Source organism: Paraburkholderia sp. GAS32 (assembly GCF_050434225.1).
GTDB classification, from domain to species: Bacteria; Pseudomonadota; Gammaproteobacteria; order Burkholderiales; family Burkholderiaceae; genus Paraburkholderia; species Paraburkholderia madseniana.
On record NZ_JBNPVS010000006.1, the window covers coordinates 83284 to 109153 of the forward strand.

The window sequence follows — 25870 nt, forward strand, 5'->3', positions numbered from 1 at the left end:
ATTGAAAATCAATTAAATAAACGCCACCAACTGTCGATAACAAGTTCAGCCGCTTCCCTCTCGCGGTTGGACTTAACATGCAGAGCTCATACAATTTTTGGCTGGTTGCAATCTCGTTCGTCGTCGCGACGCTGGCGTCGTACACGGCGCTCGATTTGACGGGCCGTATCTTTCTGCTGGCGTCGGCCGGCCTGCGGCACGCGTGGCGTCTCGGCGGCGCCGCGGCGCTCGGTGTCGGCATCTGGTCGATGCACTTCATCGCCATGCTCGCCTTCTCGCTGCCGATTCCGCTCGGCTACGATTTCGCGACCACTGCTTATTCGCTTGGACTCGCGATCGGCGTGTCGTATCTGGCGCTGGTCGTGGCGACCCACGCGCGGCTCACGCTGCTTCGGCTCGTGGCCGGCGGCGTACTGATGGGCTTCGGCATTGCCGGCATGCACTACACCGGCATGGCGGCGATGCAAATGGAGCCGGGCATCCACTATCAGCCGGCCTGGTTCGCAGGCTCGCTGGCGATCGCGATCGGCGCTTCGACCGCCGCGCTGTGGATGGCGCGCGCACTCAGTAACGACGACGAGCGCTACGTCTTGCGCAAACGTTTCATCGCGGCGCTGGTAATGGGCGTCGCGATCAGCGGCATGCACTACGCCGGCATGGCCGCCGTCGAATTTCCGCCCGGCTCCGTGTGCGGCGCGGCCAAGGGCGTGAACGCCGCATGGCTCGCGACTTCGGTGATCCTGTTCACGTTTGCGATTCTGATCGTCACGCTGATACTGTCGCGTTTCGATGCGCGCACCAGCTTTCTGGTCGGTGCGGTGTCGAAGCTGAACGGCCAGATCGTGCGGCTCGCCACGCTCGACACGCTGACGGGCCTGCCCAACCGCAGCACGCTGACCGAACGCATCGACCGCGCCATCCATAGCGCGCGCCGGCAGCGTACGCTGTTCGCCATCCTGTTCATGGATCTCGACGGCTTCAAGACCATCAACGATTCACTCGGCCACTCGGCCGGCGACGAAGTGCTGTCCGCGTTCGCCCAGCGCCTTCTGCTGTGTGTGCGCGCGAGCGACACCGTAGCGCGTCTCGGCGGCGACGAGTTCGTGGTGCTGTCTGAGAACCTGACGTCACGCGAAGACGCCGGCACGATGGCCGAAGACGTGCTCGACCGGATGCGCCAGGGCGTATGGACCGATTCGCAGCCGCTGCAGGTGATGCCGAGCATCGGCATCGCGCTCTTTCCCTACGACGGCGATACCGTCGAGACGCTGCTCAAGCATGCGGACGCAGCCATGTACGAAGCCAAGCGCGCGGGCCGCAGCACCTATCGCTTCTTCGAACAAAGCATGAACGAAGCCGCGACGCGCACGCTGCAAATTCAAAGTGCGCTGCACGAAGCGCTCACCGCCGGCCATTTCTCGCTGCACTTCCAGCCGAAGTTCCACGGCAGCGGCGACTCGCTGGCGGGTGCCGAAGCGCTGATCCGCCTGAATCATCCGCAACTCGGCGCACTGGCGCCGCTCGAGTTCATTCCGATTGCCGAGCGCTCGGGCCAGATCGTGCAGATCGGCTACTGGGTCCTGCGCGAGACGTGCCGGCAGATTCGCCGCTGGGTCGAGCAAGGCCTGCCTTCGATGAAAGTGGCGATCAACCTGTCGCCGCGCCAGTTGTCGCAACCGAACCTCGTCGCGACGATGCTCGAGATCGTGCAAGCCGAAGGCGTGCAATGCGAACAGATCATGTTCGAAATCACCGAAACCGTCGCGATGCAGGACGCGCCGAAAACCATCGAAATGATCCGCGCGTTCCAGGCAAGCGGCTTTGAAATCGCCATCGACGATTTTGGCACCGGCTATTCCAGCCTCGCCTATCTGCAACGTTTTCGGGTCAAGCAGTTGAAGATCGACCGCTTCTTCACCAACGGACTCGACGAGCACGGACCGGAAGGCAGCGCGATCGTTTCCGCGATCATTGCGCTCGCCCACTCGCTGGAAATGGACGTGGTGGCCGAAGGCGTCGAAACCGAATCGCAGCTCGACATGCTCAAGTCGATGATGTGCGACGAGATGCAAGGCTTCCTGCTAGGCAAGCCGCTCACCGCCGACGACTTCGGCGAACTGCTACGGGCAAGAATGGTGTCGGCATGAGCATCCGGATCTGTTTGAAAGACGTGTACCTTTGCGACTCGGTTCGCCTATCATGGCGCGCCCGCTGCGTCGCCTCGTTTTACCTATAAGCAGGAACAAACAGATTGGTTGCTGGAGACTTCATGAAAATTGACGTAGCGACGTTCCAAACGGTGTGGCTGATCACGTTCCTGTGCAGCGCCCTCATCACGACAGCGCTTTCGCGGATGTTTGCGCAGGTGGGCGCCTTCCGCTTCTGGGCCGTCGGCTTTTATCTGCTTGCCACCGCCACGGCATGCTTCGCGTTGCACAAGATCTGGCCCAGCGATCTGCTGTTGCTGGCCACCGCGACGCTGGCGTTGCAAAGCCGCATTCTGATCTGGGCCGGCACGCGCGATCTGTTCGGTGAATCGGCGCCGTGGCGCGCCGGCCTCGTCGTCACTGCCGTGTTCTGCGTGCTGTATGGGAGCGTGCTGGCGTGGAATGCGCCGCTGGCGGTCCGCGCCGGCTTGCTGGCGCTGTTTTTCGCGCCATGCCGCGCGGCAACGCTGTATGAAGTCTACCGGCGGCGCCGTCCGCAACTTGGGGCGGCACGTATGCTGGTGGCGGTGGGTAGCGGCATCGCGACGCTCAATGCCATCGTGCCGCTCGTGCTGGTGTTGCTCGACCGCTCCAACATGACGCTGCTGTACGGCAATCCTCGCACCACCTCGGCGCTTTACGCCGTCGTGTTTGCAGGCGATCTGCTGCTGACCATCGGCCTGATCGTGCTGGCCCTGCACCATCTGATCGTCGAACGCGACATGCTCGCCACGCTCGACCGCGGCGCGCTGGAGCGTCTCGCCGAGTCACGGGAAATGCGCGGACTGCGCGAATCGCGGTCGCCGCACTGCGATGCGCTCGGCCACGACACGCCCGCGCAATGCCAGTCGCTACCGGGGCCGGTTTGACGCAGCGCGCGGCCGCCCAGCCGGTCCGCCGCCTAGCCGGCCTTGCGCGCCTCGCGTGCGGAATCGGCCACCGACACGAGAATCGGCGTCGCCGCCTGCGCGGCTTCACGCTTGGTGAGCTTGCCATCCACCGAGGCGCCACAATCCATCCGCAACTGCTGGTAGTAGATGTTGCCGGTCACGTGCGCATTGCTCTGCAGCTCGACGAAGTGATCGGCGATCACGTCGCCGACGATCCGGCCGTTGACCACCACGTCATAGCCATGCACGTTGCCCTCGATCGAGCCGCGGTCGCTCAATACCAGCAGCGTCTGGGTGCCGGACTCGCCGCTGACGTTGCCTTTCACGTGGCCGTCCATGCGCAGGCCGTCGCTGAATACGAGGTCGCCCGTGATCCGCACGTCCTGTGCGATGAGGGTGGCAAGCTTGGTCTGCTGGATGCCCGCGTGTTTTTTCTTGCTGAACATAAGTATTTCCTGGAAATGAAAATGTTCGTCGCGTGATGCTTTCCGGGCGACGAGCCGGGAGGTGGGTTGCTCAGGTGCTGCGCTTGCCGCGTTGCGGTGCCACCTGCCTCGGGTTAGTGCGGCGCTGGCTGTGGTGCGACGCGGGGTTGCCGCATACCGTGTCGCGCTCACCCACGGTTAGCGGCGCGGCGCCCCCGTTTGTGCCGGCGGCTTCGTCTTGCTTTGGCCGCGTAGAAACTGCAATTCGGCATTCAATCGCGCGACGTCGGCGGCGGCGCCGTCCGCGGTTTTCTGCACCGCGGCGCGCGCCGCGGATTCCTGCGCCAGCGCAAGCCGCGCGCGGGCGAGTTCCGTCTGCTCGCTGTCTACATCGACGGGCGCCGCGTTGCATTGTTCGGCCGGTGTGCCGGCGCGCTGCGCTTGCCACGCCACAACGGACGCCGCGCCACCCGCCGCACTGAGCGCGCACACCAGCCCCCACAGGGCGACGCGCAGAACGAGCGGCCGCGTGGGCTGCAACGTATAGGCGCGATGGGTCAGACTGCCCGCATCGCGGGAAAAACGTCGTTCAACCATCGGGCATGGGCGCGAAGAGCGCGAGGTAGGCAGCGGGATCGACCGGCGCGCCGTTGACCAGCACTTCGAAATGCAGATGCGGACCGGTGGAGCGGCCGGTCGAGCCGACATCGGCGACGTACTGGCGCGGCAGCACCAGATCGCCGACGTGCACGACGATGCGCGACGCGTGGCCGTAACGGGTCACGAGGCCGTTGCCATGATCGATTTCGACCGCGTTGCCATAACCCGATTTTTCGCCGGCGAAGATCACCCGGCCGCCCGCTGCCGCAAGAATCGGCGTACCGGTTTTGGCGACCAGGTCGAGGCCCGGATGAAAACTCAAACGCTGCGTGAACGGATCGGTGCGATTGCCGAACGGCGAGCCGAAGCGCGCGCTGTCGGCGGGCATGCGGCCGGGAAAGGCGGCGTACGCGATCGCGTGGTCGGCAGTTTGTTGCTCGAGCGCGGACAGCGTCGCTGCGATGCAATCCAGTTGTTGCCGGGTGCGCGTGGCATCGGCATGACCGGCCGGTTGCGGCATGACGTCCGTACAGCGACGCGGCGGTAATGACGGGCCCCCCTCGCCTTCGCTATCGGTAGCGGAAGTGTCCGGTTCAGAGGCAGAGCCCGAGGTAGCTGGTGCAACCGGTGCGCGCGGCGCCGGTCGAGGTGTATTCAGACGTGCCTCGAAATCGCGCAAGGCGCCGACCTGCGCCGTCAGGCGCGCGATGCGCGGTTCGATCTGCGCCACGGATGCATTCAGCTTGCCGAGTTGATCGATCGCGTAGTCGTGCTCGACACGGTTCGCCGTCTGATCGCCGGAGCCGTGCGCCGGCCAATGCATGCCGATCGCGATGCCCGCGGCGAGCGCCAGCGCTGCTGCGCCGCACGCCGTGGCCACCGCAATGGTCAGCGCGGTGCGGCGTGTGACGAAGCTGACCGATCCGCTGGAAAGCTGACTGCCGGCGCGAAACACGGAGGACATCAGCGGTTCCCGGCGCGCGCCATGCGGCCCGCGCAAGACTGCGCACGGGCTGCACAAGGCACGTTCATCGTGTTCGGCTTATTGAACGTAATGAACGCACTGAGCGTGCTGAAGCGGGAGAGGAAATCGGCGGACAAGGCTAACGGCATGCGGCATCTGCCGGACAACATGCCGGCGGCGATAATGGACAAAGGGCGCCGATTATCGCCTGGCATCACGAACCATCATCTCAAATACAGATGGCCGCAAGCGAATCCGCACTCAAGCCGACGCCGCCGCGTGCGCCTCTACCCGATCAAGCCCTTCCAGTTCCCTGAGCCGCGCAACCAGTGCATCGCCGGCACGCGTCATCGGCATGCGTAATTCGTCGCGTATCAGGCCTTGCGCGGCGAGCAGGGCCTTCACAGGTGCCGGATTCGGTTCGGCGAACAGCGCGTGGATCAGCGGCACGAGCTCGTGAAAAATACGCCGTCCTTCGTCGAGCCGTCCCGCTGACAGCGCACGATACAGCGCGACGAACCGTTCCGGCCTCAGATGCGCCGAGGCCGCGATCGCTCCGCTCCCACCCAGACACAGAGTGTTGAAGATGGTGATGTCCTCGCCGGTCAGCACCTGCAAGCGCCCGTCGCGAATCAGCGCGATCGTGGTGTCGAGCGAACCGGCGCAATCCTTCACCGCTTGAATCCGCGGATGCGCGGCGAGCGTCAGCAGCGTGTCGAGTTCGAGCCGCACGCCGGTTCGATAAGGAATGTCGTACAGCACGACGGGCTTCTCGCTCGCATCGGCAAGCGCCATGAAATGCCCGACGATGCCCGCTTGCGAAGGCCGGATGTAATACGGCGCGGCCATCAGCACACCGGCGATCGGCAGTGCGTTCAGTTGCTCGATGCGCTCCTTCATGCTCGCCGTGTGATTGCCCGACACGCCGACCAGCACCGGCAGCGCCTGTGCGTCTGCGCCGTCTGCGCCGTGAGCGGCGGCTCGCGCTTCGTCGAGAATCGTCGCCAGCACGGCGTCCTGTTCGGCGGCGTCGAGCGCGGCCGGCTCGCCAGTGGTGCCAAGCGCGACCAGCCCGGCGATGCCTGCGTCGGCATAGCGGCGCACCAGCGCACGCAGCGCGGCGTGATCCACCTCGCCGTCGGCGAATGGCGTGACGAGCGGAACCCAGATACCCGAAAAAATAGACATGTCTTTACCTCGATGACGACCGTATCGATTCCGATCAGTGGTGCGAGGGAGGAAAAACAGGGAATGCCGCAGGGGGCGTTGACCGGCTGTTCCGTCGCAACATCTGACGGAACAGCAGCTCCGGTCAGATGAGCGGCTGTTTTTTGGCTTTGGCGCTAACGCTCGGGAAACCCGCGCGTGCAACCACGACGCTCGCAAAAGCGAGACGGGCGATGGTTGACGGACGGAGTCGGAGCGTTTGGCCGGGATGCATGAAACGCAGTGTAACCGCGTCTAGGGCGAGTTTGCAAAGCGGGTTTGGCAAACGGGTTTGCCAAACCCGCAAAATTGCTTGACTTCTGCGACAGGGAAACTAATATACGCACCGCGTACATAGCCGATACGCAGCCCTTTCCCGACAGGTGCCCGCATGAGCGTCCCACAACAAGCTTTCCTACGCGACGCGATGCGTCGCATGAACATGACCCGCGAGACGTTCGCGAGCCGTATTGGCGTGTCGCGCCGCGCGCTCGACACATGGCTGCTGCCGGACGATTCGCAGGAATCGCGGGCCATGCCGGAGATCGTGGAGCGTTTCGTGTCGGAAATCGTGGTACATGGCGAGCCCGGTGAAAACTATACGCAAAGCGTAGACTCACAGTCGCTGGCGAGCCAGATGCTGTTCGAGGGCAAGCCGCAGCTGCTGTCGGTCGATCAGTTCTCGCGCGACTCGGTCGAGGCGCTGTTTCGCGTCGCCGACATCATGCAGCCGATCGCGCGGCGCCGGAAAATCTCCCGCGTGCTCGAAGGCGCGGTGCTCGGCAATCTGTTTTTCGAAGCCAGTACGCGGACCCGCGTGAGCTTCGGCGCGGCATTCTGCCGCCTCGGCGGTTCGGTGTGCGACACCACCGGCTTCACGTTTTCGTCGATGGCCAAGGGTGAGTCGATCTACGACACCAGCCGCGTGATGAGCGGCTATGTGGATGCGCTGGTGATCCGCCATCCGGAGCAAGGCTCGGTGGCCGAATTCGCGCGCGCCACCAACGTGCCGGTGATCAACGGCGGCGACGGCCCGGGCGAGCACCCGAGCCAGGCGCTGCTAGACCTGTACACGATCCAGCGCGAGTTCTCGCGGCTCGGCAAGATCGTCGACGGCGCGCATATTGCGCTGGTCGGCGACCTGAAATATGGCCGCACGGTGCATTCGCTGGTCAAGCTGCTGGCGCTGTATCGCGGCATCAAGTTCACGCTGATTTCGCCGCCCATGCTCGAAATGCCGAGCTACATCATCGAGCAGATTTCGCGCAACGATCACGTGATCGAACAGACCCACGATCTGCCCGCCGGGCTGCGCGGCGCAGACGTGGTGTACGCCACACGCATCCAGAAAGAGCGCTTCACCGACGAATCCTTCGAAGGCTATACACCGGACTTCCAGATCAATCAGGCGCTGATGGACAGCGTGTGCGGCCCCGACACGCTGATCATGCACCCGCTGCCGCGCGACAGCCGGCCGGGTGCGAACGATCTGAGCGTCGACCTGAATCACGATTCGCGCCTGGCGATTTTCCGCCAGACCGATAACGGCATCCCGGTGCGGATGGCGATTTTCGCGGTGCTGCTGGGTGTCGAAAAGCTGGTCCAGCATTCGATGCGCGACGCCGCGTGGCGCCCGCCCGTTTATCTCGGTCCGGACGATGCGGTATTTCACGGTATCGATTGATCAGGATTCGATGATTGAAAGAGACGGCCTTGCGGCTCAACCGCAAGGCCGTTTCCGCAAGCGCAACACCGATCTTCAGTACCCACCCGATTAAATCCGGACTAGACTGGATTCGTCAGTCCCCTCCTCAATCGCAGCATCAACCGTGTCAGTCGCCTTTAAAGAAGTCGCTTATTGCAGTGCGTCACGGATCGATTCGATCCCGGATTCACCCACATACGAACAGGACGACTCATCATGGCTGACACGGGTTATATGGCGCGCAAATCCGTCGCGGATATTGTCGCAAGCGCGGAGGGCGGTGAACGCCACCTGTCGAAATCGCTGGGCGCGCTCAGCATTACGGCGATGGGTATCGGCGCGATCATCGGCGCCGGCATCTTTGTTCTGACCGGCACGGCCGCGGCCCATTACGCGGGCCCGAGCATCATTCTTTCGTTTGTCCTCGGCGGGATTGCCTGCGCTTTTGTCGGACTCTGCTACTCCGAGCTGGCTGCCATGCTGCCGGTCTGCGGCAGCAGTTATACGTACACCTATGCCACGCTCGGCGAATTATTCGCGTGGGTCATCGGCTGGGATTTGATCCTCGAATATGCGATGGGCGCGGCGACCGTTGCAGTCGGCTGGTCAGGCTACATAGTGAGCCTGTTGCACAACGTCGGGATCAACATTCCGTCCACCATGGCGGCTGCGCCCGGCACCACGGTGACGCTCGCCGACGGCAGCACGGTGGCCGGTATCGTCAATTTGCCGGCGGTCTTCATTATCGCCGTGCTGACCACCATGCTCGTGCTCGGTACCAAGGAGTCGGCGCGGCTCAACAACATCATGGTGGCGATCAAATTGACAGTGGTGTTCGCGTTCATCGTCATCGGCGCCTTCTTTGTCCATCCGGCCAACTGGCATCCGTTCATTCCGCAGAATACTGGCGAATTCGGCAACTTCGGCGCGAGCGGCATTCTGCGCGGATCGGCCGTCGTCTTCTTCGCTTTCATCGGCTTCGATGCGGTGTCCACTGCGGCCCAGGAGGCACGCAAGCCGCAGATCGACATGCCGATCGGCATTCTGGGCTCGCTGGTGATCTGCACGCTGCTCTACATTGCGGTCGCCGGCGTGCTGACAGGACTCGTTCCGTATGCCGAGCTCAACGTCCCGGATCCGATCGCGAAAGGTGTCGATGTGATCGGCGTCACCTGGTTTTCCGTGCTCATCAAGATCGGCGCGCTGACCGGCTTGACGACCGTGATACTCGTGCTGCTGTATGGCCAGAGCCGCATCTTCTTCACGATGTCACAGGACGGCCTGCTGCCGCAACTGTTCGCGCAAGTTCACCCGCGTCTGCACACACCTCATTTGAGCCAGATGATGATCGGTGCCATCGTCGCGGTTGTGGCGGCGTTTACGCCGATCAACGTGTTGGGCGAGATGGTCAGCATCGGCACCCTGTTCGCGTTCATTCTCGTCTGCGGTGCCGTGATCTATCTGCGCCGCAGCGACGCAGACGCCGCGAGGCCATTTCGCGCGCCTGGCGTGCCGGTGATCCCGATCCTCGGGATTCTGTTTTGCCTGCTGCTGATGGCCGGGCTGCCGCTCGTCACGTGGTTACGGCTCTTCGTCTGGCTCGTGATCGGGCTCATCATCTATGGGATCTACGGTCGCAATCATTCGCGCCTTCGCTATCCGGAGCGCAAGCGCGACTGATATCACAGACGATGCGGTATTTCACGGCATCGATTGAACGACTGACTAACCGATTACGATTTGCCCATATATAAAGCGGCCTTGCTGTGAATCAGCAAGGCCGCTTTTTTATGCCGTCGCAGTTAAGCCGCTACACACTCAACTCCACGCTTGCGGCGACTTGGCGTCCACGACCGTGCATTGCAGACCGGACATACGGCCGGCGGCGTCGATGGCCGCCTCCAGTTCAGCAAACGGATACGACTTCAACTCGACCGCCGCGAGCGGAATCTGCCCGGACGTGACGAGCGAAACCAGCGCGAGATAGTCAGCGCGCGTGTACATGAAGTGGCCGATCAATTCCCAGTTGTTCAGCAGCATCTCCCTGTAGGTAATCGGCAGGTCCACTTGCATGCTGCCCATCAGCACGAGTCGCCCGCCGCGGCGCAGGCTGCGCAATGCGACCAGGGTTGCGTTTGCGTCCGTGGCCTGCCCGACCATGTCAAACGCGAGGTCCGCGCCGCCACCGCTTGCGGCGCGAATCGTCGCTATGTCTTGCGCGGCATCGCCGCTCAGTACGACGGGGACCACCCGCCCGCGGCCTTGCTCGACCAGCGCTTGCAGCGGTTCCGGACGCCGGCCGAGCGCGACGACCTTGCTCGCGCCGAGGGCCAGCGCAGCGAGTACGGCAGCCGAGCCGAAGTAACCGCTTGCGCCGTTGACCGCCACCGTCTCGCCCGCCGACAGACGGCCGCGTCGCAAACCCCCGAAGGGCACCGCGAACTTCGCCAGGACCGCGAGACGTGCGGCATCGATTCCATCCAGACCGTCCAATGCAATCAGCGTTGACGCAGGGAATTCGGCCAGTTCGCGCAAGGTGCCGTGCGGAAACTCAGCCAGCAGCGCCCCGCTGTCTGCGCTAATAGTGGTGAGCCCTAACAGCGCCTGCGCCGGCTCGCGCACCGTTTCGTCGGCGATCCAGTACGGATTCACGGCAACGCGTTGGCCGGCGCGAAATGCCACCACGCCCTCGCCGACCGCAACGACCCGGCCAACACCATTGGTGCCGGGCGAAAACGGCGTCGGCGGATACGCGTAGGGCAACTTCCCTTCGACATATTCACGCGTGTAACTGAGCAGAGGCACCGCCTCCATCCGCACCAGCACGGCGTTCCTGCGCGGTTGCGGTTGTCTCACGTCGCGCAAGGCCAGCGGCTTGCCGGGTTCGTCGAGCATCCAGGCTTTCATGTTGAGCTTCCTTCAGTTCGTTTCGGTGCTTGAACTGTAGTAGCGCGGTACGTATTCTAGAAATCAATTACTCATATGCGACCTATCAACATGATTGATCTCCGCGGTATCGATTTGAATCTGCTGGTTTCGCTCGACGCGCTGCTCGTCGAGTCGAACGTCACGCGTGCGGCCGCGCGGCTGCATCTGACGCAACCGGCCGTCTCCACGCAGCTTTCGCGCTTGCGGCAGATCTTCGGCGATCCGCTGCTGCTGCCCGCCGAAACCGGCCGCGGCATGACGCGCACGGCCAGGGCGCTGGAGTTGATGGAGCCGCTTCATGCCGCGTTGAAGAATCTCGAAGCGGTGGTGCGCCACCAGCCTGCCTTCGATCCTCATACCGATACGCGGCGCTTCGTGATTGCCGCGCACGACAACGCCACCGCGGTACTCGGCATGCGCCTGATGGAGTGCTTGCCGGCGTCGGCGGGGCCGGGCGTGCGCGTGGCGTTCGTGATCGGCGATCAGCCCACCGCCGCGTCCCGGCTCGAAAGCGGCGAGATCGACCTGCTGCTCGGTTCCGACCGGATGATTCCGCCGTCGATGAAAGTCCGCAAGCTCTACGACGAGCATTTCGTGTTCGTGCAGCGCAAGGGCCACCCGCGCGGCGACGCCCCACTCGATCTCGACACCTACTGCGCGCTCGATCACGTGCTGGTGTCGACCAGCGGCGGCAGTTTTCACGGCTTCATGGACGAGCATCTCGACGAACTCGGCCGTGAACGGCGCGTCGCGCTGTCGCTCCAGCACTTCGCGCTGGTGCCGGAGTTGCTGTCGAAAACCGACTACGTTTCGACGCTGCCGTTGCGCTTCGCAGCACGCTACCTCGACCGGCTCGACACCTTTGCGCTGCCCTTCGAGGCGCGCGGCTTCACGTTGTACGCAGGCTGGCATCCGCGTAACCAGGCCGATCCGGCGCTCGTGTGGCTGCGGGAGATGCTGGCCGAGTTGGCCGCACAGTAGGAAATCGGGCGGACACCGTCCGCCGTTCGATCAGAAAATGCGCATCACGCGCTACAAACGCCGCTCGCAAGACCGACGCACAGTCAGTCATCTCCGCGCCAGCCGCGGTCGTCAAACTCACCCCTTCCCCAGCCATCCTCGTCGATCAGCCCGCCAACTTCACGAATTGGCACGCACGTCCAATTCCACGACCAAAGATTTTTGATGAGAACGCTTCTCAATTACAGTCAGATTGCATAGAATGCACGCCGAAAACATTTTGTAATAAATATGGAATGCCTGGGTAAGGAATGCGTTGTTCACCCGGGCACCAGCACTCATGACGGGGATAAAAATGAAGTTGCGGTCCGACGAACCGAAGCTCGGCAAAATCAGCACGACGCTGTGCAGCATGCTGGCGGCAGGTCCCGCGCTCGCGCAGGGCACGGCCGGCACGGCGCCGCCTGACAAGGAAAGCCAGCTCGCGCCGATCGCCGTGCAAGGCCAGGCGGACGACGGCTTCAAGACCGACCACTCGGCGTCGGTCAAATTCACCGCGCCGCTGGTCGATACGCCGAAGTCGGTGACCGTGATTCCGCAGGAGTTGATCAAAAGCACGGGCGCCTCGACGCTGACCGAAGCGCTGCGCACGGTGCCGGGCATCACGTTCGGCGCCGGCGAAGGCGGCAACCCGCTCGGCGACCGGCCGTTCATTCGCGGCTACGACGCCCAGGGCAGCACCTTCGTCGACGGCATGCGCGACATCGGCGCGACCACTCGCGAAGTGTTCAACATCGAAAGCGTGGAAGTGACCAAGGGGTCGGACGGCGCCTACGGCGGCCGCGGCGGTGCGGGCGGCAGCATCAACCTGATCACCAAGACCCCGCATCTGGGCAATTCCGCCGACGGCAGCGCGGGCCTCGGCACCGACCGCTATCGCCGCTTCACCGCCGACGGCAACTGGCAGATGGCCGATCACGCGGCCTTCCGCCTGAATGTGATGAGCCACAACAACGACGTGGCCGGCCGCGATGCGGTCAACAACGAGCGCTGGGGCATCGCGCCGTCGTTCACCTATGGTCTCGGCACGCCGACCCGCGTCACGGCGAGCTACTACCACCTCTCCACCGACGACCTGCCCGACAGCGGTATTCCGTACTTCTACACGACCACCAACAAGCCGGCCAACGTCAATACGATCTATCCGGCCAACGTGGATCGTCATAACTTTTACGGCCTGATCGACCGCGATTTCCGCAAGACGACTTCGGACGTCGGCACCGTGCGCATCGAGCACGACATCAACAGCAATCTGACGATCCGCAACACCACGCGTTATACAAAGTCGACTCAGGACTACATCTGGACGCAGCCGGACGACAGCCAGGGCAACGTCGTGAACGGCATGGTGTGGCGCCGCGCGAATACGCGTGCCAGCGACGTCTATAGCCTCGCGAACCAGACCGAACTGTTCGGCGAGTTCAAGACGGGCTTCCTGAAACACAGCTTCACCACCGGCATCGAACTGTCGCGCGAAACCAGCGTGAATGATTCGTACACCGTCGCAACGGCCACCGGTGCGATCTGCAAGACCAAGGGCATCGGCGCGGCGTCGGGCTATAACTGCACGAGCCTGTGGTCACCGAATCCGAACGACCCGTGGGCCGGCTCGGTCAAGCAAACGAACGATCCGAGCGAGCAGCGCACCACCACCAAGTCGCTGTATGCGTTCGATACGATCGAACTCACCAAACGCTGGCAGGCCAATGTCGGCTTGCGCGTCGACGATTACTCGACCGATTTCCGCAACACGGTGGCCAACGGCGGCAAGCGCACCTCGCGCGACGACACGTTGTTCAACTACCAGTTCGGCCTCGTCTTCAAACCGGCTTCGAACGGCAGCGTGTATGCGTCGATCGCAACCTCGTCGACGCCGGCCGGCGCCCTGCTCGGCCAGGGCAGCGAAACGCAATCGTTGACGCCGGGTCGTGGCGGTGTCGGCGCGAACGCGGATCAGCTCGCGCCGGAAAAGAACCGTAGCATTGAACTCGGCACCAAGTGGAATGTGCTGGACAACCACCTCTCGCTGACGGGCGCGCTGTTCCAGATCGATACGACCAACGCCCGTGTCACGCTGCCGAACAACGAATACGCAATGGTCGGCAACAAGCGCGTGCAAGGCTTCGAATTCGGCGTGGCCGGTCAGTTGACGAACAAGTGGCAGGTGTTCGGCGGCTACACGTATATGAAGAGCCAGTTGCGCGACAACGGCAAGACCACCTCGGATAACGGCCACCAGTTCCCGAATACGCCGAAGAACAGCATTAGCCTGTGGACCAACTACGACGTGCTGCCGAAGTTCACGATCGGCGGCGGCGCGTTCTACATGTCGCAGGTATACGGCGATACGGCGAACCTGCGTGCGGTGCCGTCGTACTGGCGTTTCGACGGCGTGGCGACGTACCGCATCAACAAGAAGGTCGATCTGCAACTGAACGTGCAGAACATCTTCAACCGGACGTATTACGACCAGGCGTATCCGGCGCACTACGCGTCGATCGCTGCCGGCCGTTCTGCCTTCCTGACGCTCAACGCACATTACTAAGCACAGGCATGACGGAACAGGTAACGCTGAAGGCGTTGGCGAGCGTGTCGCATGACGAGCTCGCCGCGATTTTCTCCGGGCCGTCGGCCAAAGCTGCCGCGTGGGTGGCGGCGGCCGCGCATAACGGCATCGTCGAAGCGCAGGCGGTGTACGGACAATATCTGCTCGACGGCCATGGCGTGGCACGCAACGCCGAGGAAGCGTTAACCTGGTTCAAGCACGCGGCCCGGCAGGATCATCCGATGGCGATGAACATGTTGGGCCGTTGCTATGAACACGGTTGGGGAACCACCGCGTGCGCGCCGGTAGCGGTCTACTGGTACCGCCTCGCAGCGCAGGCCGGACTCGACTGGGGGATGTACAACTATGCTTCAGCGCTGGCGCTCGGCAATGGTGTGGCGTGCGATCGTGCGCAAGCGTTGGTGTGGTTCCGGCGTGCCGCCGAAATAGGTCACGTTAAGTCGATCAACTTTATCGGCAGCTTTTACGAGGACGGCTGGGAAGTCGATGCGGACGCAAGCATCGCGCTCGACTATTACCGGCGTGCAGCGGTGGGCGGTGACTTCCGCGGCCAGTTCAACTATGCGCGGCTACTGGCTGAACGCGGCGAGATCGATGCCGCGCTGCAATGGTTGCGGCGTGTGCCACACACCGCAACGGCGGCGTTCGTCGAGAAAATGCAAGCGTGGCTGGCCGCTTCGCCGGTGGCCGCATTTCGTGCGCTGGCCAAAGAGATCGATGAAGATATCAACGATGAGGTGCGCGCATGATGCTGCATCTGCAAGGCGTGCTCAGCAAACAACAAGTCGCGCAATGCCGCGAAATCCTCGACGCGGCACCATGGATCGACGGCAATGCGACTTCCGGCGAGCAGTCGGCGCAGGCCAAGCGCAACCAGCAATTGCCCGAAGGCTCCCCCGCCGCGCGCGCGGTTGGCGATGCGATTCAGGACGCGCTCGGCCGCAGTCCGCGCTTCTTTTCCGCCGCGTTGCCGCTGAAAGTCTTTCCGCCACTCTTTAACCGCTATGCAGGCGGCGATGGTTTCGGCACGCACGTGGACAACGCGATCCGCCAGTTGCGCGGCACCGACTTCCGCATCCGCAGCGATCTGTCGGCCACGCTCTTTCTGGCCGAGCCGGAGTCCTACGACGGCGGCGAACTCTGCGTCGAAGACACCTACGGCGTGCATCGCGCGAAGCTACCGGCCGGCGACATGGTGCTCTACCCCGCTTCGAGCCTGCATCACGTGAGCCCGGTGACGCGTGGCGTGCGGGTCGCGTCCTTCTTCTGGATTCAGAGCATGGTGCGCGACGACGGCGAACGCGCCATGCTGTTTCAACTCGACAACGACGTGCAGCGGTTGGCGGCCGAGAAAGGTTCGAACGATGCAACCGTGGTAAGTCTCACCGGCGTCTATCACAATCTGCTGCGCCGCTGGGCCGACGCCTGATCTGGCGGACTCGTCGTCCCACACAAAACAGTCTTTCTTTTTGCACGCAGAAAGAAGGCCCGTCCGCATATTTACTTTCCCGTTCGTTAAGCGCAACGTCCGTGGTTGACGCGCGTCGCTACGTTTCTGGTTGCGCTCGCAAGGATTCGATCCGATTCGCCGTGACTCGATAGCCGGGTCGCAGCGGACCCCGTTGCGCCGCGTCGGCATATCGTTGCATTCGCAACGGCACCGAAATTGCTGAGAACAATGAGTCAGGCCACGATGCTTCGGATGCCAACGTGCGGGTATTCGCGCGTCGATTACCCGCACGTCGGTTACCCGCATGTCGCCAGCCTGCATTGACCTTTCAATGGAGCCAGCAGACCTTCATGTCCACGAAGAACGAACGTCAGGATTCGGGCGACGCGCCCGCCACTACGCCACCCCAACCGTCACGCCGCCGCTTTCTGCAGTCGGCTGCCGCAGCCGCCACTGTCGGCGCGGCGCCGCATCTGCGCGCGCAAACACAAACACCCACCCCGGCCGTGCCGCCTGCGGAGGTCCGTTCACCTGTGCCGGGCCGTCCGGTCACGCTGACGATCAACGGCCGCGCTTACACGCTGCAACTCGAACCGCGCGTGACCTTGCTCGATGCGCTGCGCGAGTACGCGGGCCTGATGGGCACCAAGAAAGGATGCGACCGCGGGCAGTGCGGCGCATGCACGGTGATCGCCGACGGCCGCCGCATCAATTCCTGCCTGACGCTCGCCGTGATGCATGAAGGCGAGAACATCACGACGGTGGAAGGACTCGCCAGCAGCGGCGTGCTGAGTCCGTTGCAGCGCGCCTTCATCGAACACGATGCGTTCAAGTGCGGCTACTGTACGCCCGGGCAGTTGTGTTCCGCGACTGCCCTGCTGAACGAATTCAGCAATGGCACGGCCAGCACCGTGACCACCGATGTCCGCAGCCGGCCTCCACAACTTTCCGACGACGAGATCCGCGAACGCATGAGCGGCAATATCTGTCGCTGCGGAGCGTATGTGAATATCGTCGCGGCGGTGCGCGCCGTGCATGAAGGCGGTAGGCAGAACGTTGCAAACGGAAGTGGCAGTGCCAGCAACGCCAGCAACGGTAGCGATAACCGACACAACGCCTGACGGAGCGACCAGCATGGATGCGATCTCTTACGAACGCGCCGGCGACGTCGCCGGCGCCGTGCGCGCGGCGCAGCAACCGGGTGCGGTGTTCATCGGCGGCGGCACCAATCTGCTCGACCTGATGAAGGGCGGCGTGGCGCGGCCGCTGCGGCTCATCGATATCACGCACATCAGCGGACTCGATACGGTTACCACGCTGCCCAATGGTGGCATCCGCATCGGCGCCTTGGTGCGCAACAGCGATGCCGCCAATCACGCGCTGGTGCGCGAACAATACCCGTTGCTGACGCAAGCATTTCTGGCGGGTGCGTCGTCGCAACTGCGCAATATGGCGACCGTGGGCGGCAATCTGTTACAGCGCACGCGCTGCGGCTACTTTTACGACACCGCCTTCACGCAGTGCAATAAGCGCATACCAGGCAGTGGTTGCGCGGCGCTCGAAGGCCACAATCGCACGCACGCGATTCTCGGTGCGAGTCCGCAATGCATCGCCGTGAACCCGTCGGATATGAGCGTGGCGCTCGCCGCGCTCGACGCCGTCGTGCGCGTGAGCGGACCCATAAGCGGACCCATAAGCGGCCCCGCAGGCGAGCGGACGATTCCGTTTGCTGACTTTCATCGACTTCCCGGTGACCGGCCCGATATCGATACGACTTTGCAGGCGGGCGAGTTGATTACCGCTGTCGATTTACCGCCACCTTTGTTCAGCGCGAACGCCCACTATCTGAAGGTGCGTGACCGGGCCAGTTACGCATTTGCGCTGGTCTCGGTGGCCGCCGCGTTGCAGATGGACGGCGACCACGTGAGAACCGCACGCATCGCGTTGGGCGGCGTCGCGCACAAACCGTGGCGCGCAAGCGCGGCCGAGCAGATGCTCAACGGCCAGCCGCTCACGCAGGCGAGGTTGCATGACGCCGCAGCCGCCGCGCTTCACGATGCCAGGCCGCAGCATGACAATCGTTTCAAGGTGCAGCTCGCGCAACGCGCGATCGTGCGCGCAGTGAATCTGGCCGCGGGCCGCACCGGAGGTGTCGCATGAATCTGATCGGTCAACCGCTCGACCGCATCGACGGTCTGCTGAAAGTCACCGGCGAAGCACGCTACGCCGCCGAGTTCCCCGAGGCGCGGCTCGCGCATGCGGTGCTGGTCACCAGCACGATTGCAAGCGGCACGATTGCGTCGATCGACGCGAGCCGCGCGCAAGCGTTGCCCGGCGTGCTGCTGGTGATGACGTATCAGAACGCGCCGCGCCTGCCGAATGGCGGCAAGCCCGCGTTGGCGTCGCCGGCAGGCAGGCGCCTGTCGCTGCTGCAGGACAATCAGATTCACTACAACAACGAGCCGGTCGCGGTGGTGGTTGCCGATACGCTCGAACATGCCACCGATGCCGCACGTCAACTGCGCATCACTTATCAGAGCAGCGCCGCGGTACTCGATTTCACGCAAGCGAAGCCGAACGGACATGCGCCCGACAAACCGCAAGGCCGCACCACGGACACGCAACGCGGCGACTTCGAGGACGGTATGCGCACGGGCCCAGTCCACGTCGATGCCGTCTACACCACGCCGATCGAGCATCACAACCCGATGGAGCCGCACGCCACGATGGCGCACTGGGACGGCCCGCAACTCACGCTCTACGACTCGACACAAGGCGTGAGCAATGCGGCGCAGGCGGTCGCCAGGACGTTCGGCGTGTCGCCCGGCGACGTGCGTGTGATTTCGCCGTTTATCGGCGGGGGCTTCGGCTGCAAGGGCTCGTCGTGGTCGCACGTATCGTTGTGCGCGATGGCGGCGAAACAGACCGGGCGCCCGGTGCGCCTCGTGCTCGAACGGTCGCAGATGTTCGGCTCTGTCGGCGCGCGGCCGCGTACCGAGCAGCATTTCACGCTTGCCGCGCGGCACGACGGCACGCTGACGGCGATGCGCCATGACAGTGTTTCGAACACGTCGATGTTCGAAGACTGGACCGAGACCTGCTGCATGGTCACGCGCATGTTGTACGCGGTGCCCAATCAGATCACGACGCACCGGATCGTGCCGATGAATCTCGGCACGCCGACCTTCATGCGCGCGCCCGGCGAGACAACCGGCTCGTTCGCGCTCGAATCGGCGATGGACGAACTCGCCGTAGCGTTGAAGATGGACCCGCTCGCGCTGCGTCTGAAGAATTACGCCGAAACCGATCCGCAGGAAAACAAGCCGTGGTCCGGCAAGTCCTTGCGCGAGTGCTATCAGATCGGCTCGCAGAAATTCGGCTGGTCGCGGCGCACCGCCGCTCCACGCTCGATGCGCAACGGCAACACGCTGATCGGCATGGGCATGGCAACCGCCACCTATCCGGCCAACCGCAGCGAAGCCGCAGCCATCGCGCGGATTCTGCCGGACGGCAGCGCCATGGTCGCCTCCGGCACACAGGACCTCGGCACCGGCACCTATACGGTCATGACCCAGGTGGCCGCCGACGCCCTCGGCTTCGCGCCGGAAAACATCCACTTCGCGCTCGGCGATTCGTCGCTGCCAAGAGCGCCGGGGTCGGGCGGCTCGCAATCGGCGGCGAGCGTTTCGCCCGCCGTGCGCGAGGCCGCAAGCCAGGCGCGCAGCCAGTTGATCGCGTTGGCACTCGCCGACGAAGCCTCGCCGGTGCACGACATCGCGCCCGACGACATCACGGTGGAAAACGGCTGGGTCATGAGCCGCTCGCAACCGGCGAAGCGCGATCCGGCAGCGGCGATCATCGCGCGCTCAGGCGGCAAGCCGATCGAAGCCACCGCGACGGTCAAACCCGGCGATGAACGGCAGAAGTACTCGCTTCACTCGTTTGGCGCAGTCTTTGCCGAAGTCCACGTCGATGCGGACCTCGGCACGATTCGCGTGGTGCGAGTGGTCGGCGTCTATGACGTGGGGCGCGTGCTGAACCAGAAAACCGCGCGCAGCCAGATGCTGGGCGGCATCGTGTGGGGCGTGGTAGCGGCGCTCCAGGAGGAGACCTCGCTCGACACGCGCTATGGCCGCTTCACCAACGCGAATCTCGCCGAGTACCACGTGCCGGTGAATGCCGACATCGGTTCGCTCGACATTGCGTTTATCGATCGGCCTGATCCGTACGTCAACTCGCTCGGCGTGCGCGGCATCGGCGAGATCGGCATCACCGGCGTACCGGCGGCCATCGCGAATGCGGTGTATCACGCGACCGGCGTGCGCGCGCGCGATCTGCCGGTGACGCTCGACAAGGTGATGGGGACGATGCGCGCATAACGGCCCATACATTGCCGCTTGCCTGCCGATGCGTTGCATCGCACAATCGGGCACATCCTTCCTATCGGTGCCCGCCCATGGCCTACGCCTCGCTCGCTACTGGCGTGCTGCTCGCCGCCGGCTTCGGCTCCCGCTTCGACCCGGACGGCCTGCACAACAAACTGCTCGCGCAGATGCCCGACGGCACACCCGTCGCGCACGAAGCGGCGCACCGGCTGCTACGGGTTGTCTCGCGCGTGCTGGCCGTGGTGCGGCCGGGCTCGGACGCCCTCGCGCGCCTCCTGAACGACGCCGGCTGCGACGTGGTGTTCGCCGAGAGCGCCAATCGTGGCATGGGTGCGAGTCTCGCCGCCGGCATCGAAGCCAGCGACGACGCCGAGGGCTGGATCGTCGCGCTTGCCGATATGCCGCGCATCGCCACCCCGACGATCGAAGAAGTGGCGCGTGCGCTCGACGGCGGCGCTTCGATCGTCGCGCCGTTTTATCAGGGCCAGCGCGGCCATCCGGTCGGCTTCGGCATCGAGCATCGGGACGCATTGATCGCGCTCGACGGCGACACCGGCGCACGCGCGCTGTTGACCTCGCAGCGGGTAATGCGGCTGGATGTCGACGATCCCGGGATTTTGCGCGACGTGGATACGCCGGAAGATCTGCGCAACGTTTAGCTTGAGCGCGACAGTGCCGTGGACAAACCGGCGCGGGAATTGAATGGTCGAGACCGAACGTAGAGGCTGATCACATGCCTTGTGACACCTGCTGACGGCACATTCTGAGAACGAGCTGCCGAAGCCAACGATGAACCGGGTCATTCTCCAGACGAGGATGCCACAATGGATCGCCGGATCGGCGCCTCCCGCGGCCTTGGGTTTGCGATGGTCGAGCAGTATTTGAAGCGCGGCTATCAGGTCATCGCCACCGGGCGAACTGGATCGACCGACAAACTTCGGCATGTCGCGGAAGCCTCCGCTGGTGCGCTCGAGGTAGAAACTGTCGATATCACGATTCCAGAACAGATCGCAGCGTTGCGCGCCCGCCTTGCAGATCGGCGTATCGATGTGCTCTTTGTGAACGCAGGCGTCGTAAACGATGGTGGTGAAACGATCGCGGACGTCTCGACCGAGGAGTTTGTGCGAGTGATGGTAACGAACTCGCTGAGTCCGATGAGAGTCATTGACGCGTTTCAGGACCTCGTCCCGCCGACTGGAACGATCGGTGTCATGTCGTCGGGGCAAGGCAGCCTCACGAATGCCACCAACGCGAATTACGAAGTCTACCGGGGGAGCAAGGCCGCACTGAATATGTTCATGCGGACCTTCGCAGCGCGCAGCGCCGAGTATCCGCGCAGCCTCCTGCTGATGGCGCCTGGATGGGTCCAGACAGACATGGGTGGTCCTACGGCGCGCTTGACCATCGAGGAAAGCATTCCGAACCTGGTCAATACGATCGAGGCTTATGAAGGGCGCGCCGGCCTGCATTACCTTGACTATCTCGGAAGGGTCGTTCCCTGGTGATGTGCCGCGTAACGCGCAATACCTGTCTGTCTGATTGCGGACATGTCTCTTCCCCTGCTGCAATGATGCGCGCCCGTTGCATCGGCTTGATCCGGCTGACTTGATCCGGGTCGGCGTTTTAGCGCATACTGTACATCCATACAGTATTTTGGCCGCATAGGTACACGCATCTCGATGCGCGCATCCACGGCGCGTCGGCATGAAACGCATTTCGATCGAACCGTCTTTCGCCATATGGCGGCGCGCCGCGCGGGTGCTGCTGCAGCAAGGTGTCGAGCCCTCGCAGATCGAGTGGGTTGAGTCTGAAGGTAAAGCCGGGGCGCCGGGCGTGCTGGCTACTGAGTCCGCCTTCGCCACGGCAGGCGCCTCCGAGACAGGAATCGCCCCTGCCCCTGCCCCAGTCCTCGCCACGCCTGCGATTCCCCGCGAACTGCTCTCCTGGCTGAAAACGGCGGCGTGCTTCCGTGCGCCGGACCGTTGGGCGCTGCTGTACCGCGTCCTATGGCGCTGGACGCGCGGCGAACGCAACGTCCTCGAACTCGACGACCCCGACGGCGCGCTGCTGGATCGACGCATCCGGACTATCGAGCGCGAAACCGAGGATCTGCTGACACTCACCTTGTTCAGACGGCGTGATCCGTCGATGGAGCCGCCCGAATTCGTCGGCTGGTACGAGCCGCATCATGACTTGCTGGAGCGTGCCGCCGAGCGGTTCGCCAAGCGCACGGGCAATTCCACGTGGATGCTGGCCACGCCGCACGGCGCGGTGTTCTGGAACGGCATGCTGCTGCGCATCGACCGGCCACTGGTGGCGGAGTGCGAGCAAGCCGCGCCTGTATTGGAGGTCAACGCCATGACCGGCGAAGCCATCACCAGCACCCCCACGGAAGCGCTCTGGCTCGCGTACTACTGCAGTGCCTTCAATGCCCAGCCGTCGCCGGTGCCGCTGCGCTACTGGAGAAGGCCGCCCGCGGGTCCACCGCTGCCCGCACACCTCGCGCGCGAACGCAGTCGTCTCGGCGCGCAAAGCGCGGCCGTCACCGTTCCGCCCATGCCACCGATCGAGTATTCGGCCGTGACGCCCCCTTTGCGGGAGCCCACTGGCCCCCTCGCCATCTGCCGGCGCTGCGCGTTATGGCGCAACGCGAAGCAGGCGGTTGCGGGCGCCGGGCCCGCGCCTGCCGCGATCATGGTGATTGGCGAGCAACCGGGCGAGCACGAGAACCAGCACGGCGAGCCCTTCACCGGGCCGGCCGGTCAACTGCTGGACACCGTGCTGGCGCGCGCCGGGCTGGAGCGCGAGGCGCTGTATCTGACGTATGCCGTCAAGCATTACAAATGGGAAACGCTCGACCAGCAGCGCGTCCATCGCACACCCGTGTGGCGCGAAATCGAGGCTTGCCAGTACTGGCTGGAAAAAGAACTGGCGCGGGTCGCGCCACGCGTCATCGTCGCACTCGGCGCGACGGCGTTGCAAACACTGACCGGCCCGCACGTCAATCTGTCCGAATACCTCGGGCAAACCATCGCTCACGGCGGCCGCCTGATCGTGCCGACCTGGCATCCGTCGTATGCATTGGGACTGGCCGACGCCACGTTGCGCGACGACGTCATGGCGACCATTGCGGCCGCGTTCAGCCGCGCGGCGGCGCTGGCGGGAAACAGCGCGCCCGTTAAAGGTGAGCATGTTCGGGATAGGCTAGATGCACAACGGTGAGCCTCTGCGGGAACCCACAGCAGAACCGGCCCGCCCAGGCATGCAGTTTGCGTCGATCACACCGGTTACACAAACCGCGCCGATTCCGCCTAAGCTGATGTGACGCCGCCAATCCAGCAAGTTTGTCGCGCGCAATATCGAAGCTTCGAATGCGGCCCGCGCGTTTCGAAACTACCCCATGTCCCATGAGCGAAACCAGTCCACGCCTTTTCATCGTCTCACCCCATTTCGACGACGCCGTCTTCAGTTGCGGCGCATTACTCGCCGCCTATCCTGACGCCGCGGTCTGCACGGTGTTCGCCGCCTCGCCCGAGCACGAAATGCATACCGAATGGGATCAAAAATCGGGTTTTGCGAGCGCCCATCAGGCCGTCCACGCCCGCACGCTCGAAGACAACCTCGCGCTGGAAGTGCTCGACGCGATTCCGCTACGCATGCCGTTTCGCGGCAACCAATACATGGACTCGCCGTCGATCAGCAAATTGGCGGCCGTGCTTGAAGAGACCATCTACCGCACGACCGCGAACACGCTGCTCATGCCGCTCGGCCTGCATCATGACGATCATGTGCTGGTATTCGAAGCCTGCTGCGAAATCCTGCCGCGCCTGTCGCATCTCACGTGGTTTGCCTATGAGGACGCGATCCACCGCCGCACGCCCGGCGTCGTGCAGGCGCGGCTCGCCGACCTCGCGCAACGCGGCATCGTCGCGACGCCGGCCTATCCGAGCGTCGGCCACACGATTGATCTTCCGCGCCGCACGCAGCTCAAACGCGAAGCGGTGAACGCTTACGCAAGCCAGCTACGCGCCTTCGGCGCAGGCAATTACGACGACGTTTTCGCCACCGAACACTACTGGCAATTGAGCGTGGGGCGCCGCAGGAAAAAGTAAGGGGTGCGCGGCGTGCTGGATCGCCTACGCTAGAAGGAAACGGTTGGCGTGTAGGTGGAGTCGACCGCCAGCGGCCGTACCACCCGCTTCCCGTTCGCCTCTCAACTCAAAGGTGATGCAATGAGCTACGACATGCATACCAGCCCGATTCCCGACCCGAACGCCGATCCGAACCGGGACCCGGAAGCCGATCCGCTAGTGCCGCCGTCGCCGGGTCATCACACCGAGGAGCCGCAGCGGCCCGATGGACCGCCGGACAAAGACCCGGTGTGACGCCACGGTGCGCTTGCTACCGGATCGCTACCGGACCATGTCGGCGCGCGCGACTGATCGCGTGCTTTAGCGCGTCAGCTCGCTAAAACCTTGCAGCAGACGGTCGATGTCGGCGGCGTGGATGTTGCCCATCGTCGAGATGCGGAACAGTTCGGCCGACAGCCCGCCTTGACCGGCATAGATGACGAAGCCGCGTGCCTTCAGCGCGTCGTGCAGTTGCGGATACGCCACGCCGTCCGGCAAGCGATACGCGCGCAGCACCACCGACGACTGCTCCGGTGGCAACACGCTGCCGATGCCCCGCTCCGCCAGGCCCGCGCGAGCCTGCTCGGCGAGCGCCGCGTAACGCGCGTGGCGAGCCTGCCAGCCGCCTTCGTCGGCGAGTTCGCGCAGCGCTTCGACCAGCGCGTAATACGCATGGACCGACGGCGTGAACGGCGTATTGCGCTGATCCTGCAAACGCGCGAGGCGCCCGAGGTCCAGGTAGTAGGTGCGACTCGCCGCCTGCGCGAGCGCCGCGCGCCGCACCAGCACGAACGACGCGCCCGGCACGCCATGCAGACACTTGTTCGCGGTCGCCGCAACGGCGTCGAGACTCGCGTCGGCGAAATCGATCGCTTCCGCACCGAAGCTGCTGACGCCATCCACCAGCAAACGCAGACCGCGTTCGCGGCACAGCGCGCCGAGCGCTTGCAGATCGTTCAGACGGCCGGTCGTCGTTTCGTGATGAATCACGGCCACGTGAGTGAACGCTTTGTCCGCGTCGAGGCGTTCGGCGATCTTCGCGAGATCCGGCGCCTGCATCCAGTCGTGTTTCAGCGACTCGTGTGCGATGCCGTATTGCGTGGCGATCTGCGAAATACGTTCGCCGTACACGCCGTTTTCCACGACCAGCAGCTTGCCGTTTTGCGGCACCAGCGCGGCGGTCATGCTTTCGACAGCAGCCGTGCCGGAACCGGTCATCAGCACCGCTTGCCATTCGCCTGCGTCGAGGCCATACAGATCGACCAGACGCGTGCGCGCCTCTTCCTGCAAATCGAAAAACTCGCTTTCGCGGTGGCACAGGTCCGTTTGCAACAGGCTGTTGCGGACGCGTTCGGTGAGCGTCACCGGGCCGGGATTGAGCAGCAGCATCGAGC

Annotated in this window: 22 protein-coding genes; 16 read left to right on the forward strand and 6 right to left on the reverse strand. The window is 63.9% G+C overall.

Features of this window, described 5'->3' with window-relative positions; translation table 11 throughout:
* The first annotated feature begins 77 nt into the window (after positions 1-77).
* Together P3T25_RS09555 and P3T25_RS09560 are read left to right on the forward strand one after the other, a co-directional pair.
* A complete protein-coding gene (locus tag P3T25_RS09555; RefSeq protein WP_429357977.1) occupies positions 78-2147 on the forward strand; it encodes a putative bifunctional diguanylate cyclase/phosphodiesterase in 2070 nt (689 codons plus the stop codon).
* A gap of 122 nt (positions 2148-2269) precedes the next feature.
* On the forward strand, positions 2270-3076 hold the full coding sequence (locus P3T25_RS09560) for a hypothetical protein (RefSeq protein ID WP_266242719.1): 807 nt from the start codon (positions 2270-2272) through the stop codon (positions 3074-3076).
* Between the two features lie 32 nt (positions 3077-3108).
* On the opposite strand, the gene P3T25_RS09565 is transcribed toward P3T25_RS09560, so the two are convergent.
* The 4 genes from P3T25_RS09565 to dapA form a co-directional block, all read right to left on the reverse strand.
* A complete protein-coding gene (locus P3T25_RS09565; protein ID WP_154560046.1) occupies positions 3109-3543 on the reverse strand; it encodes a bactofilin family protein in 435 nt (144 codons plus the stop codon).
* Between the two features lie 177 nt (positions 3544-3720).
* On the reverse strand, positions 3721-4119 hold the full coding sequence (locus P3T25_RS09570; protein WP_429357978.1) for a hypothetical protein: 399 nt from the start codon (positions 4117-4119) through the stop codon (positions 3721-3723).
* On the reverse strand, positions 4112-5086 hold the full coding sequence (locus P3T25_RS09575) for a M23 family metallopeptidase (RefSeq protein WP_429357979.1): 975 nt from the start codon (positions 5084-5086) through the stop codon (positions 4112-4114). The genes P3T25_RS09570 and P3T25_RS09575 overlap by 8 nt, the downstream gene beginning before the upstream one ends.
* Positions 5087-5347: 261 nt before the next feature.
* Entirely contained in the window at positions 5348-6274 is a 927-nt protein-coding gene (gene dapA / locus P3T25_RS09580; RefSeq protein WP_429357980.1) for a 4-hydroxy-tetrahydrodipicolinate synthase, read from the reverse strand.
* Positions 6275-6683: 409 nt separating this feature from the next.
* Here dapA and P3T25_RS09585 point away from each other — a divergent pair, with 409 nt between their 5' ends.
* Together P3T25_RS09585 and P3T25_RS09590 are read left to right on the forward strand one after the other, a co-directional pair.
* The gene (locus P3T25_RS09585) at positions 6684-7976 is read left to right on the forward strand and encodes an aspartate carbamoyltransferase (protein ID WP_054038849.1); all 1293 of its coding nucleotides are present in this window, start codon (positions 6684-6686) and stop codon (positions 7974-7976) included.
* A gap of 237 nt (positions 7977-8213) precedes the next feature.
* Positions 8214-9677: an amino acid permease gene (locus tag P3T25_RS09590; protein WP_429357981.1), complete on the forward strand. Its 1464-nt coding sequence runs from the start codon at positions 8214-8216 to the stop codon at positions 9675-9677.
* Between the two features lie 138 nt (positions 9678-9815).
* Here the strand turns inward: P3T25_RS09590 and P3T25_RS09595 are convergent, their stop codons facing one another.
* Positions 9816-10904: a zinc-binding dehydrogenase gene (locus P3T25_RS09595; RefSeq protein ID WP_429357982.1), complete on the reverse strand. Its 1089-nt coding sequence runs from the start codon at positions 10902-10904 to the stop codon at positions 9816-9818.
* A 90-nt stretch (positions 10905-10994) separates the two neighbouring features.
* Here P3T25_RS09595 and P3T25_RS09600 point away from each other — a divergent pair, with 90 nt between their 5' ends.
* The 12 genes from P3T25_RS09600 to P3T25_RS09655 all read left to right on the forward strand — a co-directional run bounded on the left by P3T25_RS09600 (position 10995) and on the right by P3T25_RS09655 (position 24731).
* Complete coding sequence (locus tag P3T25_RS09600) at positions 10995-11906, forward strand: LysR family transcriptional regulator (protein WP_429357983.1); 912 nt, start codon at positions 10995-10997, stop codon at positions 11904-11906.
* A 334-nt stretch (positions 11907-12240) separates the two neighbouring features.
* Entirely contained in the window at positions 12241-14490 is a 2250-nt protein-coding gene (locus P3T25_RS09605) for a TonB-dependent receptor (protein WP_429357984.1), read from the forward strand.
* A gap of 8 nt (positions 14491-14498) precedes the next feature.
* Positions 14499-15260: a tetratricopeptide repeat protein gene (locus P3T25_RS09610; RefSeq protein WP_429357985.1), complete on the forward strand. Its 762-nt coding sequence runs from the start codon at positions 14499-14501 to the stop codon at positions 15258-15260.
* Positions 15257-15940, forward strand: a complete 684-nt coding sequence (locus P3T25_RS09615) for a Fe2+-dependent dioxygenase (RefSeq protein ID WP_429357986.1) — start codon at positions 15257-15259, stop codon at positions 15938-15940. The genes P3T25_RS09610 and P3T25_RS09615 overlap by 4 nt, the downstream gene beginning before the upstream one ends.
* Before the next feature lie 371 nt (positions 15941-16311).
* Positions 16312-17082 (forward strand): (2Fe-2S)-binding protein, encoded by a 771-nt coding sequence (locus P3T25_RS09620; RefSeq protein WP_429357987.1) that lies wholly within the window; start codon positions 16312-16314, stop codon positions 17080-17082.
* Positions 17083-17095: 13 nt separating this feature from the next.
* Positions 17096-18121: an FAD binding domain-containing protein gene (locus P3T25_RS09625; protein ID WP_429357988.1), complete on the forward strand. Its 1026-nt coding sequence runs from the start codon at positions 17096-17098 to the stop codon at positions 18119-18121.
* Positions 18118-20340: a xanthine dehydrogenase family protein molybdopterin-binding subunit gene (locus tag P3T25_RS09630; protein ID WP_429357989.1), complete on the forward strand. Its 2223-nt coding sequence runs from the start codon at positions 18118-18120 to the stop codon at positions 20338-20340. The genes P3T25_RS09625 and P3T25_RS09630 overlap by 4 nt, the downstream gene beginning before the upstream one ends.
* Before the next feature lie 77 nt (positions 20341-20417).
* Entirely contained in the window at positions 20418-21005 is a 588-nt protein-coding gene (locus tag P3T25_RS09635; RefSeq protein WP_154560059.1) for a nucleotidyltransferase family protein, read from the forward strand.
* Positions 21006-21170: 165 nt separating this feature from the next.
* Positions 21171-21851, forward strand: a complete 681-nt coding sequence (locus tag P3T25_RS09640; RefSeq protein ID WP_429357990.1) for an SDR family NAD(P)-dependent oxidoreductase — start codon at positions 21171-21173, stop codon at positions 21849-21851.
* Between the two features lie 199 nt (positions 21852-22050).
* Complete coding sequence (locus P3T25_RS09645; RefSeq protein ID WP_429357991.1) at positions 22051-23568, forward strand: UdgX family uracil-DNA binding protein; 1518 nt, start codon at positions 22051-22053, stop codon at positions 23566-23568.
* 185 nt (positions 23569-23753) lie between these two features.
* Positions 23754-24458 (forward strand): PIG-L family deacetylase, encoded by a 705-nt coding sequence (locus P3T25_RS09650; RefSeq protein ID WP_429357992.1) that lies wholly within the window; start codon positions 23754-23756, stop codon positions 24456-24458.
* Between the two features lie 120 nt (positions 24459-24578).
* Positions 24579-24731 carry a hypothetical protein gene (locus P3T25_RS09655; RefSeq protein WP_165614491.1) on the forward strand — a complete coding sequence of 51 codons (153 nt, stop codon included), beginning with the start codon at positions 24579-24581 and terminating at the stop codon, positions 24729-24731.
* A gap of 66 nt (positions 24732-24797) precedes the next feature.
* Here P3T25_RS09655 and P3T25_RS09660 read toward each other — a convergent pair whose 3' ends face one another.
* Positions 24798-25865 (reverse strand): 2-aminoethylphosphonate aminotransferase, encoded by a 1068-nt coding sequence (locus P3T25_RS09660; RefSeq protein WP_408309226.1) that lies wholly within the window; start codon positions 25863-25865, stop codon positions 24798-24800.
* Positions 25866-25870: the final 5 nt, after the last annotated feature.